15 protein-coding genes are annotated in these 15,978 nt (G+C 72.8%); 7 read left to right on the top strand and 8 right to left on the bottom strand.

The features are described from left to right. The first annotated feature begins 15 nt into the window (after positions 1-15). The 4 genes from ACZ37P_RS04830 (at position 16) to ACZ37P_RS04815 (ending at position 4,169) form a co-directional block, all read left to right on the top strand. A complete protein-coding gene (locus ACZ37P_RS04830) occupies positions 16-927 on the top strand; it encodes an SDR family oxidoreductase (RefSeq protein ID WP_355337585.1) in 912 nt (303 codons plus the stop codon). Positions 928-935: 8 nt separating this feature from the next. Then, complete coding sequence (locus tag ACZ37P_RS04825) at positions 936-2,114, top strand: acyl-CoA dehydrogenase family protein (protein ID WP_467344884.1); 1,179 nt, start codon at positions 936-938, stop codon at positions 2,112-2,114. Next, on the top strand, positions 2,111-2,992 hold the full coding sequence (locus ACZ37P_RS04820; protein WP_467344883.1) for an SDR family oxidoreductase: 882 nt from the start codon (positions 2,111-2,113) through the stop codon (positions 2,990-2,992). Before ACZ37P_RS04825 ends, ACZ37P_RS04820 begins: the two co-directional genes overlap by 4 nt. 127 nt (positions 2,993-3,119) lie before the next feature. Continuing rightward, positions 3,120-4,169, top strand: a complete 1,050-nt coding sequence (locus ACZ37P_RS04815) for a Zn-dependent alcohol dehydrogenase (protein WP_467345228.1) — start codon at positions 3,120-3,122, stop codon at positions 4,167-4,169. 60 nt (positions 4,170-4,229) lie between these two features. Here the strand turns inward: ACZ37P_RS04815 and ACZ37P_RS04810 are convergent, their stop codons facing one another. Continuing rightward, positions 4,230-5,225, bottom strand: coding sequence for a GlxA family transcriptional regulator (locus ACZ37P_RS04810; protein WP_467344882.1), 996 nt, complete (start codon positions 5,223-5,225; stop codon positions 4,230-4,232). Between the two features lie 193 nt (positions 5,226-5,418). On the opposite strand from ACZ37P_RS04810, the gene ACZ37P_RS04805 reads away from it, so the two are divergent. After that, the gene (locus ACZ37P_RS04805; protein ID WP_401310727.1) at positions 5,419-6,759 is read left to right on the top strand and encodes an MFS transporter; all 1,341 of its coding nucleotides are present in this window, start codon (positions 5,419-5,421) and stop codon (positions 6,757-6,759) included. Here ACZ37P_RS04805 and ACZ37P_RS04800 read toward each other — a convergent pair. From ACZ37P_RS04800 to ACZ37P_RS04785, 4 genes are all read right to left on the bottom strand, one after another. Then, complete coding sequence (locus ACZ37P_RS04800) at positions 6,749-7,441, bottom strand: flavin reductase family protein (RefSeq protein WP_467345226.1); 693 nt, start codon at positions 7,439-7,441, stop codon at positions 6,749-6,751. The genes ACZ37P_RS04805 and ACZ37P_RS04800 overlap by 11 nt on opposite strands. A 186-nt stretch (positions 7,442-7,627) precedes the next feature. Then, the gene (locus tag ACZ37P_RS04795) at positions 7,628-8,488 is read right to left on the bottom strand and encodes an enoyl-CoA hydratase/isomerase family protein (RefSeq protein ID WP_467344881.1); all 861 of its coding nucleotides are present in this window, start codon (positions 8,486-8,488) and stop codon (positions 7,628-7,630) included. A gap of 196 nt (positions 8,489-8,684) precedes the next feature. Then, complete coding sequence (locus tag ACZ37P_RS04790) at positions 8,685-10,862, bottom strand: acetate--CoA ligase family protein (RefSeq protein WP_402710683.1); 2,178 nt, start codon at positions 10,860-10,862, stop codon at positions 8,685-8,687. 311 nt (positions 10,863-11,173) lie between these two features. Next, positions 11,174-12,355: a flavin-containing monooxygenase gene (locus ACZ37P_RS04785; protein WP_355337603.1), complete on the bottom strand. Its 1,182-nt coding sequence runs from the start codon at positions 12,353-12,355 to the stop codon at positions 11,174-11,176. 184 nt (positions 12,356-12,539) lie between these two features. Between ACZ37P_RS04785 and ACZ37P_RS04780 the strand changes: the two genes are divergently transcribed. Together ACZ37P_RS04780 and ACZ37P_RS04775 are read left to right on the top strand one after the other, a co-directional pair. Further along, positions 12,540-12,992, top strand: coding sequence for a DoxX family protein (locus tag ACZ37P_RS04780; RefSeq protein WP_355337606.1), 453 nt, complete (start codon positions 12,540-12,542; stop codon positions 12,990-12,992). Then, the gene (locus ACZ37P_RS04775) at positions 12,956-13,426 is read left to right on the top strand and encodes a Zn-ribbon domain-containing OB-fold protein (RefSeq protein ID WP_467344879.1); all 471 of its coding nucleotides are present in this window, start codon (positions 12,956-12,958) and stop codon (positions 13,424-13,426) included. The genes ACZ37P_RS04780 and ACZ37P_RS04775 overlap by 37 nt, the downstream gene beginning before the upstream one ends. Before the next feature lie 27 nt (positions 13,427-13,453). On the opposite strand, the gene ACZ37P_RS04770 is transcribed toward ACZ37P_RS04775, so the two are convergent. The 3 genes from ACZ37P_RS04770 to ACZ37P_RS04760 all read right to left on the bottom strand — a co-directional run bounded on the left by ACZ37P_RS04770 (position 13,454) and on the right by ACZ37P_RS04760 (position 15,959). Beyond that, the gene (locus ACZ37P_RS04770) at positions 13,454-14,386 is read right to left on the bottom strand and encodes a trypsin-like serine peptidase (RefSeq protein WP_467344878.1); all 933 of its coding nucleotides are present in this window, start codon (positions 14,384-14,386) and stop codon (positions 13,454-13,456) included. A 74-nt stretch (positions 14,387-14,460) separates the two neighbouring features. Beyond that, the gene (locus ACZ37P_RS04765; protein ID WP_467344876.1) at positions 14,461-15,639 is read right to left on the bottom strand and encodes an acetyl-CoA acetyltransferase; all 1,179 of its coding nucleotides are present in this window, start codon (positions 15,637-15,639) and stop codon (positions 14,461-14,463) included. Between the two features lie 53 nt (positions 15,640-15,692). Next, the gene (locus tag ACZ37P_RS04760) at positions 15,693-15,959 is read right to left on the bottom strand and encodes a hypothetical protein (RefSeq protein WP_467344875.1); all 267 of its coding nucleotides are present in this window, start codon (positions 15,957-15,959) and stop codon (positions 15,693-15,695) included. Positions 15,960-15,978 lie beyond the last annotated feature (19 nt).

Below are 15,978 nucleotides of genomic sequence, written 5' to 3'. Positions count from 1 at the left end.
GAGAAGGGGCGGGACGTGGGCAACTTCCTGGCCGGAAAAGTCGTGGCCGTCACCGGCGCCGGGCGCGGCATCGGACGCGCGGTCGCCATCGCCTGCGCCGCGCAGGGATCGAAAGTCGTCGTCAACGACTACGGCGTCGCCATGGACGGCGCGGGCCAACCGGCAGGCGACGTCGCCGAGTCGGTGGTGAAGGAGATCGAGGCGGCGGGCGGCGAGGCGGTCGCCGTGGCCGACGACGTGTCCACGATGGCGGCGGGCGAAAGGATCGTGTCGGCCGCGACGGACCGCTGGGGACGGCTCGACGGCGTCGTCTGCGTCGCCGGCATCCTGCGCGAACGCATGCTCTTCAACATGGCGGAGGACGAGTGGGACCCCGTCATCGCCACCCACCTCAAGGGCACCTTCACCGTCTTCAGGGCCGCCAGCGCGGTCATGCGCCGCCAGGGCCACGGCACGCTGATCGGCTTCACCAGCGGCAACCACCAGGGCAGCGTCTCGCAGGCCAACTACTCCGCCGCCAAGGGCGGCATCATCTCGCTCGTCCGCAGCGCCGCCCTCGGCCTGAACAAATACGGCGTCACCGCCAACTGCGTGGCCCCCGTGGCCCGTACCCGGATGTCCGCGGGCGTGCCCATGGAGCTGAAGGAGATCGGTGAGCCGGAGGACGTCGCCGCGCTCGTCGTCTACCTGCTCTCCGACCGCGCCGCCGACACCACCGGGCAGGTCTACACGGTCGCGGGCCCCAAGATCGCGCTGTGGGCGCAGCCCAGGGAGATACGTTCCGCCTGGTCGCAGGACGGGCCCTGGACGCCGGAACGGCTGGCCGACGTCATCCCGGCCACCATCGGCACCGACCCCATGCCCCTGCTGGAACAGCTCGACGCCATGCGCAGAGCCGCCGCGGCCAAGGACCGCCCCAACGCCTAGGGAGCGCCATGGACTTCACCTTCGGACCCGAGGTCGACGCCTTCCGCGCGGAGGCCCGCCAGTGGCTCGCCGCCAACGCCCCCGCCAACGCCCTCGCCGACACTCCGGCCGCCACCGACATGCGCGCCGCGCCCGACCGCCGGGCCTGGGAACGTACCCTCGGCGCGGCGGGCTGGATCGGCCTCGGCTGGTCCGGAACGTACGGCGGCAACCGGCGCGCGACGCTCGCCCAACAGGTCGCGTGGGGCGAGGAGTACGCCCGCGCGGGCGCCCCGGTACGCACAGGACACATCGGCGAGAAGCTGCTCGCGCCCACCCTGGAGGCGCACGGCACACCCGAGCAGTGCGAGCGCTTCCTGCCGCCGATCGCGCGCGGCGAGGAGCTGTGGTGCCAGGGGTACAGCGAGCCGGGCGCGGGCTCCGACCTGGCGGGCGTGCGGACGGCGGCCGTACGCGATCCGGCGGACGGCTCGTACCGGGTGTCGGGGCAGAAGATCTGGACGTCACTGGCGCGTGACGCCGACTGGTGCTTTCTGCTCGCGCGCACCGAGCCCGGCTCGCGCCGCCATCACGGCCTGAGCTTCCTGCTGCTGCCGATGGACCAGCCGGGGATCGACGTGCGCCCGATCCGGCAGATGTCCGGCGCGGCCGACTTCAACGAGGTGTTCTTCGACGGCGCCCGCGCCGTCGGGGTCGTCGGCGCGGAAGGCGACGGCTGGCAGGTCGCCATGGCGCTCCTCGGCCACGAGCGCGGCGTGTCCACACTGGTCCAGCAGATCGGCTTCGGGCGGGAGTTGGCGGAGGTCACAGAGGCGGCGCGGCGCACAGGGGCCGACACCGATCCGATGATCAGGCAGCGGCTGATACGGCTGTGGGCGGAGTTGCGGACGATGCGCTGGAACGCGCTGCGCACCCTCGGCACCGCCGACCTCGCCGCGCCCAGCGCGGCCAAACTCCTCTGGTCGGCCTGGCACCAGCGGCTCGGCGAGCTGGCGATGACCGTACGCGGCCCGTCCGCCGCCACCGGTCCGCGCGACTGGACACCGGCCGCGCCGTACGAACTCGACGCCGCCCAGCACCTGTTCCTCTTCTCCCGCGCCGACACCATCTACGGCGGCTCGGACGAGGTGCAGCGCACGATCATCGCGGAGCGGGCGCTGGGGCTGCCGAGGGAGCCGAAAGGGTGAGCGCGTCCGAGGAGGAAGAGGCCATCAGGGTGAGCGCGTCTCCCCAGCACGCCCAGCACGCCCAGCACGCCCAGCACGCCCCGCATCCCCCGCACGGCCCTGGGCGCGAGCCGCCCTACGAGCCCGCGCACGGCCTCCTGCGCGGCCGTACCGTCCTGATCACGGCCGCCGCGGGCAGCGGCATCGGCTTCGCGACCGCGCGGCGCTGCGCCGAGGAGGGCGCGGTCGTGGCGATCAGCGACCGGCACGAGCGGCGGCTGGCCGACGCGGCCGCGGAGTTGGAGAAGCTGACCGGCCAGGCGCCGCTTGCCGTGCCGTGCGACGTGACGGTCGAGGACGATGTGCGGCGGCTCTTCGCGGCCGTCACCGAGCGGTTCGGCGGCCTGGACGTCCTGGTCAACAACGCGGGCCTCGGCGGTACCGCCGCGCTCGTCGACATGACGGACGCGCAGTGGTCGACCGTCCTCGACGTCACCTTGAACGGCACCTTCCGCTGCACCCGCGCCGCCCTGCGCCACATGCGGGAACGCGGCACAGGGGTGATCGTCAACAACGCGTCCGTGCTGGGCTGGCGCGCCCAGGCCGGACAGGCGCACTACGCGGCGGCCAAGGCGGGCGTGATGGCGCTGACCAGGTGCGCGGCCGTGGAGGCGGCCGAGTTCGGCGTACGGGTCAACGCGGTCGCGCCGTCGCTGGCGATGCACGCCAACCTCGCGAAGGTCACCAGTGACGAATTGCTGGCGGAACTGACCGCGCGCGAGGCGTTCGGGCGGGCCGCGCGGCCCTGGGAGGTCGCCAACGCGATCGTCTTCCTGGCCAGCGGCTACAGCTCCTATCTGACGGGCGAGGTGGTCTCCGTCTCGTCCCAACACCCTTGACACCCTTGAGGGGGCGCACATGAGCGGGCACGGCGGCACGGTAGGCAGCACTAATGGTGACGCGCACGCGGACGGCACCAAGGGGGGCGCCGCGCTGGACAGCACTTATGGTGACGTCCGGGGACGTGTGCGGGGCGTCGTCTTCGACGGCAAGCAGGCACAGGTCGTGGACGACCTGGAGGTCCGCGCGCCGGGGCCCGGTGAGGTGCGGGTACGGATCGCGGCGGCCGGGCTGTGCCACAGCGACCTGTCGGTGATCGACGGGACGATCCCGTTCCCGGTGCCGGTCGTGCTCGGCCACGAGGGCGCGGGAGTGGTCGAGGCGGTCGGCGCGGGGGTGACCCACGTGGTGGTCGGCGACCATGTGTCGCTCTCGACGCTCGCCAACTGCGGGACGTGCCCCGAGTGCGACCGTGGCCGCCCCACGATGTGCCGTCAGGCCATCGGCCGCCCGGGAAAGCCCTTCAGGCGGCAGGGGAAGCCGCTCTTCAACTTCGCCTCGAATTCCGCCTTCGCGGAGCTGACCGTGGTCAAGGCCGTCCAGGCGGTGAAAATCGCACCGGAGATCCCGCTCACCTCGGCCGCCCTGATCGGCTGCGGTGTGCTGACCGGCGTCGGCGCCGTCCTGAACCGGGCGCGCGTCGGCCTCGGTGAGAGCGTCGTCGTCATCGGCACCGGCGGCATCGGCCTCAACGTCCTCCAGGGCGCGCGGATCGCGGGCGCCTCCCGCATCGTCGCCGTCGACACCAACCCGGCCAAGGAAGCGCTGGCCCGGCGGTTCGGCGCCACGGACTTCGTCGCCGACGCCGCTTCCGTACGCGACCTGCTGCCGCACGGCGCCGACCACGTCTTCGAGTGCGTGGGCCGCACCGCCCTGATCCGGCAGGCGATCGACCTGCTCGACCGGCACGGCCAGGCGCTGCTGCTCGGAGTGCCGCCCGCCGACGCCGAGGCGTCGTTCCGCGTCTCCTCGATGTTCCTGGACAAGGCGATCCTCGGCTGCCGATACGGTTCCTCGCGCCCGCAGCGCGACATAGCGCTCTACGCCGACCTCTACCGGCAGGGGCGGCTGCTGCTGGACGAACTCGTCACCGAGACCTACCCGGTGGAGGACTTCGCCAAGGCTGTGGACGACGCCGCGCACGGGCGGGTGGCGCGCGGCGTGCTCACCTTCTGAGCCCTCTCTCCCGGCCGTCCGAGTCCTACGGGCCCTCCGCGCCTTCCGGACCCTCACGGCTTACCGTCCGGCCGCGCTATGGAACGTGCGGCGGTACGCCGTCGGTGACACCCCGAGCGCGGCCTGGAGGTGCTGACGCATCGACGCCGACGTGCCGAAACCCGCCTGCCCGGCGATCTGGTCGACCCCGAGATCGGTGGACTCCAGCAGGTGGCGGGCGTGTTCGACGCGCTGCTGCGTCAGCCACTGTCCCGGGCTCATCCCCACCTCCTCGCGGAACCGCCGGGTGAAGGTGCGTACGCTCATCGACTCGCGCTCGGCGAGCTGCCGCAGTGTGAGCGGCGCGTGCAGCCGGTCCAGCGCCCAGGAGCGCGCCCGCTCCGTGCTGGCCAACTGCGGCTCCGGCAGCGGCCTGCGGATGTACTGCGCCTGGCCGCCCTCCCGGTGCGGCGGGACGACGGTGCGGCGCGCGACCCCGTTCGCCACCGCCGTACCGAAGTCGCGGCGCACGATGTGCAGGCACAAGTCGATGCCCGCGGCGACCCCGGCCGAGGTCAGGACGTCGCCGTCGTCCACGTAGAGGACATCGGGGTCCACCTTGACCTGCGGGAAGAGCCGCTGGAAGTGGTCCGCGCTGCGCCAGTGGGTGGTCGCGGGGCGGCCGTCGAGCAGGCCCGCGGCGGCGAGCAGGAAGGAGCCGGTGCAGATCGAGACCGTACGGGTGCCGGTCCGCATCCGGCGGAAGGCGGCGGCCAGTGCGGGCGTCAGCACCCCCTCGGTGTAGACGGTCCCCAACTCGTGCGAGGCGGGCACGACCACCGTGTCCGCCTCGGCCAGCGCTTCGAGCCCGTGCTCGACGACGACGCTGAAATCGGCGTCGGTACGGACGCTGCCGGGGGCGACGCTGCACGTCACGACCTCGTACAGCTTCCTGCCGTCCTCGACGCCCTGTGCGGCGCCGAAGATCCGCAGCGGGATGCCCAGTTCGAACGGGATCACGCCGTCGAGCGCGAAGACGGCGACCTTGTGCCGGTCGCGGTGCTGGAAAGCGGCCATGGCCCGATCCTTTCACATCATGGCCATCGGGCCACTCGTCCGGCGGTACCGATCTCCGGAGACTGTTCGAGTGACGCAGACATCGCACTCCACCGGTCAGGTCCCTGACACTGTGACCGCCGCACCAGGGCCGGCCGCCACGCCTGGCGAGGCCGCCGCGCCCGGTGTCGTGCCGGGTGCCGTACCCGGTGTCATGCCCGGTGTCGGTGTCGGTGTCGCGCCTGGTGCCGTATCCGGCGTCGCTCCTGACCTCGGTCCCCGCCCCGGCGCCCGCGTACGACCGCACCGCGCCTGGGCCGTCGCCGTCGTCACCTTCGTGACCCTCGTCGGCGCCGCCGCCTTCGCCTCGCTCCCCGGACTGCTGATCGACCCGCTGCACACCGAATTCGGCTGGTCGCGCGGCATGATCGGCTTCGCGGTCTCGGTGAACCTCGCGCTGTACGGGCTCACCGCGCCCTTCGCCGCCGCGCTGATGGACCGCTTCGGCATCCGACGCGTGGTGGCGTGCGCGCTGGTCACCATCGCGCTCGGCGCGGGACTGACCGTCTACATGACGCAGGTGTGGCAACTCGTGCTGTGCTGGGGCGTGCTCGTCGGCCTCGGCAGCGGCTCGATGGCGCTGGCCTTCGCCGCCACCGTCACCAACCGGTGGTTCGTCGCCCGCCGCGGCCTGGTCACCGGCATCCTCACCGCGGGCGGCGCGGCCGGACAACTGGTCTTCCTGCCCGTGCTGTCCTGGATCACCGAACACCACGGCTGGCGCCCGGCCGCCGCGGTAGTGGCCTGCGCCGCGCTCGCCGTCGTCCCCTTCGTCTGGTTCCTGCTGCGCGACCACCCCGCCGACGTGGGCCTCGCGGCCTACGGCGCCGCCGAGTTCACCCCCAAGCCCGCACCGGTCGCGGGCGCCGCGGGCCGGGCGCTGCGGGCCCTGCGCGACGCGGCGCGTACCGGACCGTTCTGGCTGCTCGCGGGCACCTTCGCGATCTGCGGCGCGTCCACCAACGGCCTGGTCAAGACCCACTTCGTGCCCGCCGCGCACGACCACGGCATGCCCGTCACCGCCGCCGCCTCCCTGCTGGCCGTGATCGGCGTCTTCGACATCGCGGGCACGGTGGCCTCCGGCTGGTTCACCGACCGCGTATCACCGCGCCGCCTGCTCGCGATCTACTACGGCCTGCGCGGACTCTCCCTGATGTTCCTCCCCATCCTGCTCGCGGACAGCGTCCATCCGCCGATGGTGCTGTTCATCGTCTTCTACGGCCTCGACTGGGTCGCCACGGTCCCGCCGACCATTGCCCTGTGCCGCGAGCACTACGGCGAGAACAGCGCGATCGTCTTCGGCTGGGTCCTCGCCTCCCACCAGATCGGCGCCGCCCTCGTCGCCTATCTGGGAGGTGTCGCGCGTGACGCGTTCGGCTCGTACGACGTCGTCTGGTACTCCTCCGGTGCCCTGTGCGCGGTGGCCGCGCTGATGTCCCTCGTCATCCGCCGCCGACCGGTCGCCGCGGTACCGGCGTTGGCGGTTACGGGGTGAACGGGCCGAAAGGAGCGAAAGTTCCGAATCCGCCCCGGTAGAACAGCAAAGGTCCGGAAGGGTCCTCGGGGCCGGCCGGGGCGTCCGGGCCGTTGGCGCCGTCCGTCGCGCCCAGCGCGACCACCCGGCCCACCACTACGAGGTGGTCGCCCCCGGTGTGCACCGCGTGGACCGCGCAGTCGATCCACGCGGACGCGCCGCCGATCCGGGGCGACCCCGAAACGGGCGCGGGCGTCCAGTCCACGCCCGCGAACTTGTCCGAGCCACTCACCGCGAACTGCCTGCACAGCGGGGCCTGCCCCGCCGTCAGTACGTTGGCGCAGAAAACGCCCGCACGGGCGATGCGCGGCCAGGTCGTTGACGCACGCCCGACCATGAACGCCACCAGCGGCGGATCCAGCGACAGCGACACGAACGACTGGCAGGCGAAGCCGGCCGGCCCGTCGGGGCAGGCCGCCGTCACCAGTGTCACGCCGGTCGCGAAACGGCCGAGCACCCCGCGGAATTCACCCTGATCCACCGGTGCCCGCTCGTCCGGGCCCACCGCCCGCAGCGCGGCACGCGCCCCGGCCAGTGGTGCGGCGCCCGGCAGTGCCGTGGGCGCCGCCGGACCTCCGGCGCCCGGCGCCGCGGCCGTCGCCGCCCCGACCGACCTCAGGTACCGCACGGCGGTCTCCGCCATTCCCGCGTGTCCCATCACCCCTCCATTGAATCTGATGGACCGTCAGATAGGAAGAGTGAGGTGAGGCCAGGGTGAGGTCGGGGCGCTGTCGATCGGCGGGAACCGGGTTTCTCGGCGGGGGCGTGCTCGTCGGCCGGTGGCGGGCGGCGGGTGGCGGGTGGCGAGCGCCGGACGTCGGGAATCGGGTCACCGGCCCCGGAAGTGCGGCTGCCGCCGCTCGGTGAAGCTGCGGACGCCCTCCAGCGCGTCGGCGGTGGTCATGACGATCTCCTGCGCCGCCGCCTCGGCGGCGAACGCGGTGGCGCGGTCGGTGTCGAGGGAGGCGTTGACGAGCTGTTTGGCCAGCGCCGTCGCGCGCGTGGGCCCGGCGGCCAGGCGGTCCGCCCAGGCGCGCGCGGTCTTGTCCAACTCGGCGGCGGGCACGACACGGTTGACCAGTCCGAGGCGTTCCGCCTCGGCGGCGGGCAGCGTGTCGCCGAAGAAGAGCAGTTCCTTCGCGCGCTGCGGGCCGATCAGCCGCGGCAGCAGATACGCGCCCCCGCCGTCGGGGGCCAGGCCGCGCCGGACGAACACCTCGATGAACGTGGCCCGTTCCGAGGCGAGGACGAGGTCGCAGGCGAGGGCGAGGTGGGCGCCGATCCCGGCGGCGGTGCCGTTGACCGCCGCGACGACCGGCTTCTCGCAGTCGAGCACGGCCGCGATCAGCCGCTGCGCGCCGCGCCTGATCGTCCGCGCCACATCGCCCGGCACCCGCTCGGCCGGTGCGCTCGCGCCTCCGCTCAGATCCGCGCCCGCGCAGAACGCCCGGCCGGTCGCGGTCAGTACGACGGCCCGCACGTCCGGTTCCGCCGAGGCCGCTTCGAGCAGGCCGATCAGGCGTTCGCGCTGGTCCCAGGTCAGGGCGTTCATGGCGTGCGGGCGGTCGAGCGTGATCCACGAGACCCCGTTGTCAGTGGCGTGACGTACAACTGACTCAGCGGAATCGTCTGGTGACTCAGCGGAGTCGGCGGCGGTGTTGTCGGAGTCGGTGGAGGGGGAGTCGGCCATGGGAATCCTCGGTCGGAGCGGGAAGAGCGGGCACGGGGTATGCGGGCACGGGGCACGCGGGCACGGGGTGTTCGAGGGCTGGGCATGGGGGTGCGCGGCGTCCGGGAGCGGGTCGTGTCGGCGTGCGCCCTTCCGGCGCGGACCGTTCCGGCACGGACCCGGGAGGGGCGAATCGTCGGCGTACGGGTCGGCGCGGTCAGTAGCAGACGGCCAGTGCGTCGAGCGCGACCGCGCCCTGCCCGCGCGGCAGCACCATCAGCGGGTTGATGTCGAGTTCGGCGAGCGAGTCGCCCAGTTCCATCGCCATCCGCTGCACGCGCATGACCACGTCGACGAGCGCGTCGGTATCGGCGGGCGGCGCCCCCCTGACCCCGTCGAGGATCCTGCGGCCCCGCAGGTCGTCCAGCATGCCGCGCGCGGTGTCCGGCCCGAAGGGCGGCACGCGTACGGCGGTGTCGGCGAGGACCTCGACCAGGATTCCGCCGAGTCCCACGGTGACGGTCGGGCCGAAGAGCGGGTCGGGCGAGACGCCGACCACCATCTCCACGCCGCGCTCGACGAGTTGGCAGACGAGGATGCCGTCCAGGTCGATGTCGGCGGCGCGGGCGGTGTCGGTGAGTTCGCGGTAGGCGTCCCTGACCTGGCTGGCCGAGGTGAGGCCGAGCCTGACCAGGCCCAGCTCCGTCTTGTGCCCGAGCTGCGCCGCGGAAGCCTTCATCACCACCGGGTAGCCGACCAGGCCCGCGGCCCGGACGGCGCCCGCCGCGCTGGTCACCAACTGCTCGCGCGGCACCCGGATCCCGTACGCCCGCAGCAGTTGCTTGGCCGCGTGCTCGCTGAGCTGGTGGCCCGCGCGCAGCAGGCCGCGCGCCTTGCGCGCCGAGGACGACGGTGTGCGCGGCGCTTCGTCGAAGGGCGAGCGGTAGGCGGCGGTGAAACGGTGGTGGTCGAGGTAGGACTTCACGGCGGTGACGCAGTTGCCGAAGGTGCGGAAGGTCGCCAGCCGGGAGGAGCCGAGCAGGGTGGTGCGGTAGGCGTCCTCGGTGCCGACCGGGGAGCCCCATACCACGCAGATCAGCTTGTCCGTCTCCTCGGCCGCGTCCGCCAGGTCGCGGGCCAGCTTGTCGCTCATCGGCGGGAAGGGGCCGGTGATGGGACAGATCAGTACGCCGACGGCCGGATCGGCCAGGATCGCGTCGATGATCTTCCGGCCGCGCCAGTCGCCCACCGGGTGGCCGCCGTTGTCGACCGGGTTGGCGACGTTCAGGTAGTCCGGGATCCACTGGTGGAGTTCGGTGCGCTTGGCCTCCGACAGCGCGGGCAGCCGCAGCCCGGCCGAGGTGGCCAGGTCGGCGAAGTGCGCGCCGGTGCCGCCGGATATGGAGTAGACGACGACCCCGTCCGCGGCGGGCGGCCGGGCGCGGGCCAGCAGGGCCGCGGTGTCCTGGAGTTCGTCGAGCCCGTCGACGCGGATCACGCCGAACTGCCGCAGGGCGGCGTCGATCACGGAATCGGTCCCGGTGAGCTTGCCGGTGTGCGAGGCGGCGGTCCTGGCCCCGGCGTCGGTGCGGCCCACCTTGACCATCACCACCGGCACCTTGCGCCGGGCGGCGCGGTCGGCGGCGAGGCAGAACGACCTGCCGTCCTTGAGCCCTTCCACATATGCCGCGATGGCGCCGACCTCGGGCTGCCCGGCGAAGTAGGAGATGAAGTCGGCGGTCTCCAGGTCCGCTTCGTTGCCGGTGGGCGCCCAGTGGCTGAGCCGGATGCCGAGTTGCTGGAGGGAGTGCAGGGGGCGGCCCTGGTGGCCGGACTGGGTGATCAGCGCGATGGCGGGTCCCGTGAGGTCCTCGCGGAACTCCTCGAAGGCGTTGAGGTTGGTGTTCGGTCCGAGCAGCCGCATGCCGGAGCGGGCGACGACCTCGGCCAGCCGGGTCTGGGCCGCCGCGCCCTCGGCGCCGGTCTCGGCGAAGCCGGAGGCGAAGGCCACGGCGAAGGAGACCTTCGCCTCGCCCAGTTGCTCGATCACCGGCAGCGGGTCGGCGACCAGCAGCACCGCCAGGTCCACGTCCTCGGGGAGATCGGCCACCGAGGCGTGGCAGGGCAGGCCGAAGACGGTCTCCCGGCCGGGGTTGACCGGCAGCAACTGGGCGCCGACCCGCTGCGACCAGGTCAGGAGCTGTCGCGTGATGCCGGTGTTGGGCCGCCCCTCGGTGTCGGACGCGCCGACCACCGCCACCGTCCGTGGCCGGAAGAACCTGTCGAGGTCGGGTACGGGGGCGTGCAGCGGACGGCCGCCGACATCGGTGTCCGACCCGCCGCGCGCGACGGGCCCCGGGCCGGGACTGCGGGTGCTGAACGTGGATCCGAGCATCGGTCTCGCCCCCTCCTGCTGCTGGGTCTACAGAACTGACGCATAGTCAGATTACTGAACTGACGACCTGTCAGGAACAGTCGGGTCACGGAAAAGAAATGTGCGGCCCTGTGCGGGGTGCGGACGCGCGGCGTCCGGTTCGCTCGCGGGGACGCGGGAACGCGGGGACGCGGGGTTCCGGCGTCCCGAGCGGGTCGGCGGCCTGCGTATGGAGAGAGGGGGATGTGGGAGCGGGGGTGTGGGAGCGGGCGTGCGGCAGCGCGCGCACGCCCGGGTGCCGCGGCGGTACGTACGAAGCGGGCGCGTACGGGTCAGCGGGTGTGGGACACCTTCCGGGCGATCCGGCGGGCGTCGATGGCCATTTCGCGGAACATGCCGCTGATGGGGTTGGTGAAGCCGGTGAAGTACAGGCCGGGGGCGCCCTTGGGCGAGCGGGCGCCGTGCACGACCGGGCGCCCGCGCCCGTCGAGTACGCCGAGGTGGCCGACGAGCGGTTCGAGGCCGCGCCGGTACCCGGTGGCGGCGATGACGACCTCGGGGCTGATCTGCGAGCCGTCGGCCAGGTGCACCTTGTCCCCGTCGAAGCGCTCGACGGCGGCGACGGGTTCGACCCGCCGGGCGCGTACGGCCTCGATCAGGCCCACGTCCTGGACGGGGATGGAGCCGTCGAGCACGCGCGCGTACAGGCCGGTCTCCGGGCGGGGCAGGCCGTACGCCGACAGGTCGGGCACGCTGGCCCGCTCGATGTACGGGGCGACGCGGTCGACGACGCGGGTCGGCAGCCGTCGGCACAGGATGCCGCTGGCCTGCGCGGGCCAGCCCGCCGTGGACCGGCGCATGATGTGCGGCGGGGTGCGGACGGCGAGCCGTACCCGGGCGGCGCCGCCTTCGACGAGGTCGACGGCGATCTCGGCGCCGCTGTTGCCGACGCCGACGACGAGCACGTCGCGCCCGGCGTAGGGTGCGGCGTTGCGGTAGGCGGCGGAGTGCAGGAGTTCGCCGGGGAAGGTGTCGCGGCCCTCCCAGTCCGGTATGTGCGGCGCGTGGTTGTGGCCGGTGGCGACGACGACCACGGGGGAGGTGAGCACCCGGCCGCCGTTGGCGGGCAGCTCCCAGCCCGCGCCCGACGCCGCGCGGTCGACGCGCTCCACCGCTATGCCGGTGGTGATGTCCAGGTCGTGGTGCTCGGCGTACTGCTCCAGGTAGCGCACCACGTCGTCGCGGGCGACCCAACGGCCGTACGCGCGCGGGATCTGGAGACCGGGGAGCGCGGACAGCCGGCGCGTGGTGTGCAGGCGGAGCCGGTCGTAGTGGGCGCGCCAGGAGGCGCCGAGGTGCTCCGAGCGCTCCAGTACCAGGGGGCGCACCCCTCGCGCTCTGAGCGCGGCAGCGGCGGCCAGGCCGCCGGGTCCCGCGCCGATGACGATGGCGTCCGGCTCGGCGGTCGCGCTGCTCGCGGGTGTGCCCGAACCGGCGTTGCTGGGGTGGGACATGGAGAACTCCCGGGGCCTGAAAGTCGTACGAGAAACGAGTTGCGGCGGTACCGGAAGGTAACTGCTCGCGCGCGTGTGAGCGTAGCCCGGAACGGATCGGTCGGCGAGGTTCGGTCCGGCCTCTTGCGCATACCGCCCGCCGTCCGCTGAACTGACGTACCGTCAGATTTGGAGGAGGTCCGGCATGCGCGCGATCTGGCTCAGCGGCCCGGAATGGCTGGCCGTACTGCGCATAGGGCTGGGGCTGTGGTGGCTGGAGAGTTGGCGGCACAAGGACAAGAAGGCGTGGTTCGCGCGCGGTACGGGCATCGCCTGGGCCGCCGACGTGGCCGAGCGGCACCGCTGGCCCTTCGTGCGCACCGGCTTCGCGGCGGTCGTCGCCCCGCGACCTCGCCTGATGGCGTACGTCGTCGTCTACGCCGAACTCGCCCTCGGGCTCGGGCTGATCACCGGCCTGCTCACCCCCGTCGCCCTCGTGGGCGGTCTGCTGCTGAACCTGCTCTACCTCGTCCTGATGATCCACGACTGGGCCGAGCAGGGACAGAACGCGATGATGGCGCTGATCTCGGTCGTGGCGTTCTTCGCCGTGAGCTGGCAGACATGGTCGCTGGACGACGCCTTCGGGCTGTTCCGGTGAGCGGCGCGGCGCGGTTCGACCTGCCGCGAACCGACGCCTTCACCCGGACCTATTGGGACGCGGCGGCCGAGGGGCGGCTGCTCATCCGGCGCTGCCGGGCCGACGGATGCGGCGCCGCGCACCACTACCCGCGCGAATTCTGCCCGCACTGCTGGAGCGAGGACGTGGTCTGGGAGACCGCCTCCGGCCTCGCCACCCTCTACACCTGGTCGGTCGTCCACCTCAACGACCTGCCGCCGTTCCGCGACCGGCTCCCCTATGCGGCGGCCGTCGTCGACCTCGCCGAAGGGCCGCGCATGATGACGGAAGTCATCGACTGCGCGGCGCAGGGATTACGGATCGGGATGCCGCTGAGGGTGGATTTCCGCCGTGGCGCGGACGCGGGAACCCCGCCCGAGGACGAGCCCGCGATCCCCGTCTTCCGCCCGGCCTGAGCCCCTGCCGCCCGCGTGAGACGGGCGTCAGCGCTTGGCCGTCACCATGTGCGGCGTACGCGACCGGGCCCGTACCGCCTTCCGGTACAGCGCCTGGATCGCGTCGTCGAAGAACGGGCTGTACGAGATCCGGTCGGACAGCCCGCCCTCGTCCTCGCCACCGATCAGACCGATGACGCTGCCGCTCTTGGTGCGGGTGTTGTAGTCGAGCAGCCACGGGCTGCCGGAGGTGCCGGCGAAGTACCCCGCGCACACCAGCTGCAATTGGCGCAGCCCTTCGAGCCGCGAGGTGGTCGTCGTGCAGGTGATCGCCTCGTCGGACGGGTCGTCGGAGGTGCGCGGGTAGCCGATGACGGTGACGCGGTTGTGGAAGCCGGGCGTACGGATCAGGCGGTTGCCGCCCGTCACCTCCTCGATCCGCCGCCCGTCCGCGTCCGGCGCGACCCGGGCGAAGGCGAAGTCGTAGGCGGATTCGGCGTCGTCCGCGGGTGCCCAGCGCGCGTCGGTGAAGACCTGCGAGACGGCCCAGATCCCGTACGGCTGCCGGGCCGCACCCGCGCGGAACTGCGGTACGAAGCCGATGTTCGCGCCCGGCCGGCAGTGCGCGGCGGTCAGGATCAGGTCGCGGCCGGGGCTGTGCACGACGCTCGCGGTGCAGAAGTGCGCGGTCATGTCGCCGTCGACCGAGAAGAGCATGCCGACGGTCGGGACGCCCCCGAAGTGCGTCGCGGTCTCGGAGCGGGTGAACGGTCCCGGCACGGTGCCCGGTTCCGCCGCCGGACCGAGCTGCCGGACCGACGACGGCATGGAGTCGGCCATCCGCTCGGGGGTCCAGAAGCGCGCGGCGGCCCTGTTCGTCCAGTGCGGCGCCGTACGCGGGCGTCCGGCACCGGGCAGCAGCACCGACACCAGGACCAGCGCGGCGGTGCACACGGCGGGCAGCAGGAGACGTCGCAGCACGCGGGAAGGGTATCGGGCGCACCCGGCCGCGTACGGCCGGGACACCGGCGCTGACCGGTGCGGATTGCCCGGCCTCAGCCCCGGCCGAGCACCATCGTGCCGGAGGAGCAGAACCAGCCGCCCGTCCCCGAGGCGACGGCCAGCTCCGGCAGCCGCCCGCCTGCCTTGCGCACTTGCCGCTCACCCGCCTCGCCGCGCAATTGCCGTACGGCCTCGACCAGCAGGAAAAGACCGCGCATACCGGGGTGGCAGGCGGACAGGCCGCCGCCGTCGGTGTTCACCGGCAGCGCGCCGTCCACCGTCAGCCGCCCGTCCGCCACAAAGGCGCCGCCCTCGCCCTTGGCGCAGAACCCCAGATCCTCCAGCGTTACCAGCGTCATATAGGTGAAGGCGTCGTAGATCTCCGCCAGGTCGATCTCCGCGGGCGTCACCCCCGCGCGCTCGAAGGCCAGCCGTCCCGAGGCCGCGGCGGGGGAGACAGTGAAGTCCGGCCACTCGGCCATCGATGTGTGCGACACCGACGTGCCGCTGCCCAGCACCCATACCGGCGGCTTGGCGCAATCCGGCACATATTCCTCGGCCGCCAGCAATACGGCGCCGCCGCCGTCGGAGCGCAGGCAGCAGTGCAGCTTGGTGAACGGGTCCGCGATCATTGGCCCCGACAGCACCTCGTCCACGGTGATGGGCGCGCGGTACATGGCGTCGGGATTGCGGGCCGCGTTCGACCGCGCCTGGACGGCGACTTCGGCGAGCTGCTCCAAGGTGGTGCCGTACTCGTGCATATGGCGCCGCGCGGCCATCGCGTACTTGGAGATCAGCGTGTGGCCGTACGGGACCTCGAACTGGAGCGGGCCGCCCGCGCCGAAGGACAGATTGGCGGTACGGCGGCCCGCTTTGAGATCGGCGCGGGCGGTGGAGCCGTAGACGAGCAGCACGGCGTTGGCGTGGCCCGCGGCTATGGCGTCCGCCGCGTGCGCGGCCATCACCTCCCACGTCGAGCCGCCCACGGCCGTGGAGTCCACCCAGGTCGGCCGCAGCCCCAGATACTCGGCCACCTCGACCGGCGCCAGCGTGCCGAGCCCGGCGGAGGCCAGGCCGTCCACCACGGCCCGGTCGAGACCGGAGTCGGCGAGCGCGCGCCTGGCCGCCTGCGCGTGCAGCGCGTACGCGGTGGCGTCGTCCACCCGTCCGCAGTCCGACAGGGCGACACCGACGACCGCCACAGCACGTTGTCCACGGGGGCGTTGAGCCATGAATCTGACGGTACATCAGATTCGCGTGGCGGCGATACGGTCCCGGTACGGGTTCAGCGCCGCCTGTCCGACCGCTTGCTCAGCAGTGCGAGCGCGCTCAGCGCCTGCGTGATCGAGACCAGCGACAGCAGGATGTACAGCGCCCTGCGCAGCCCGTCCGGATGCGCCCAGAACTGCGCGCTGATCCACACCACCAGCAAGATCGCCCACGTCCACGCGTACGCCTTGAGCTGGGTCGTCGAGGAGTCGGGGCCGGGTGAGAGGAAGCGGCGGAGGGCGCTGCGCCGCGGCGCCCCCGGCGGCTGGCTGCTGCTGGTCATGCGGGACATGATGCCCCGC

This window comes from Streptomyces sp. NPDC024632 (assembly GCF_055559175.1).
The sequence above is the reverse complement of the archived record's forward strand: the minus strand, read 5'-3'. Positions and strand labels throughout refer to the sequence as shown.

Excerpts from the sequence above, each read along its gene's own strand:
- ACZ37P_RS04825 (WP_467344884.1), top strand. The coding sequence starts at position 936 with ATGGACTTCACCTTCGGACCCGAGGTCGACGCCTTCCGCGCGGAGGCC.
- ACZ37P_RS04810 (WP_467344882.1), bottom strand. The coding sequence starts at position 5,225 with ATGGCCGCTTTCCAGCACCGCGACCGGCACAAGGTCGCCGTCTTCGCG.
- ACZ37P_RS04805 (WP_401310727.1), top strand. The coding sequence starts at position 5,419 with ATGCCCGGTGTCGGTGTCGGTGTCGCGCCTGGTGCCGTATCCGGCGTC.
- ACZ37P_RS04800 (WP_467345226.1), bottom strand. The coding sequence starts at position 7,441 with ATGGCGGAGACCGCCGTGCGGTACCTGAGGTCGGTCGGGGCGGCGACG.
- ACZ37P_RS04795 (WP_467344881.1), bottom strand. The coding sequence starts at position 8,488 with ATGGCCGACTCCCCCTCCACCGACTCCGACAACACCGCCGCCGACTCC.
- ACZ37P_RS04790 (WP_402710683.1), bottom strand. The coding sequence starts at position 10,862 with ATGCTCGGATCCACGTTCAGCACCCGCAGTCCCGGCCCGGGGCCCGTC.
- ACZ37P_RS04785 (WP_355337603.1), bottom strand. The coding sequence starts at position 12,355 with ATGTCCCACCCCAGCAACGCCGGTTCGGGCACACCCGCGAGCAGCGCG.
- ACZ37P_RS04780 (WP_355337606.1), top strand. The coding sequence starts at position 12,540 with ATGCGCGCGATCTGGCTCAGCGGCCCGGAATGGCTGGCCGTACTGCGC.
- ACZ37P_RS04775 (WP_467344879.1), top strand. The coding sequence starts at position 12,956 with ATGGTCGCTGGACGACGCCTTCGGGCTGTTCCGGTGAGCGGCGCGGCG.
- ACZ37P_RS04765 (WP_467344876.1), bottom strand. The coding sequence starts at position 15,639 with ATGGCTCAACGCCCCCGTGGACAACGTGCTGTGGCGGTCGTCGGTGTC.
- ACZ37P_RS04760 (WP_467344875.1), bottom strand. The coding sequence starts at position 15,959 with ATGACCAGCAGCAGCCAGCCGCCGGGGGCGCCGCGGCGCAGCGCCCTC.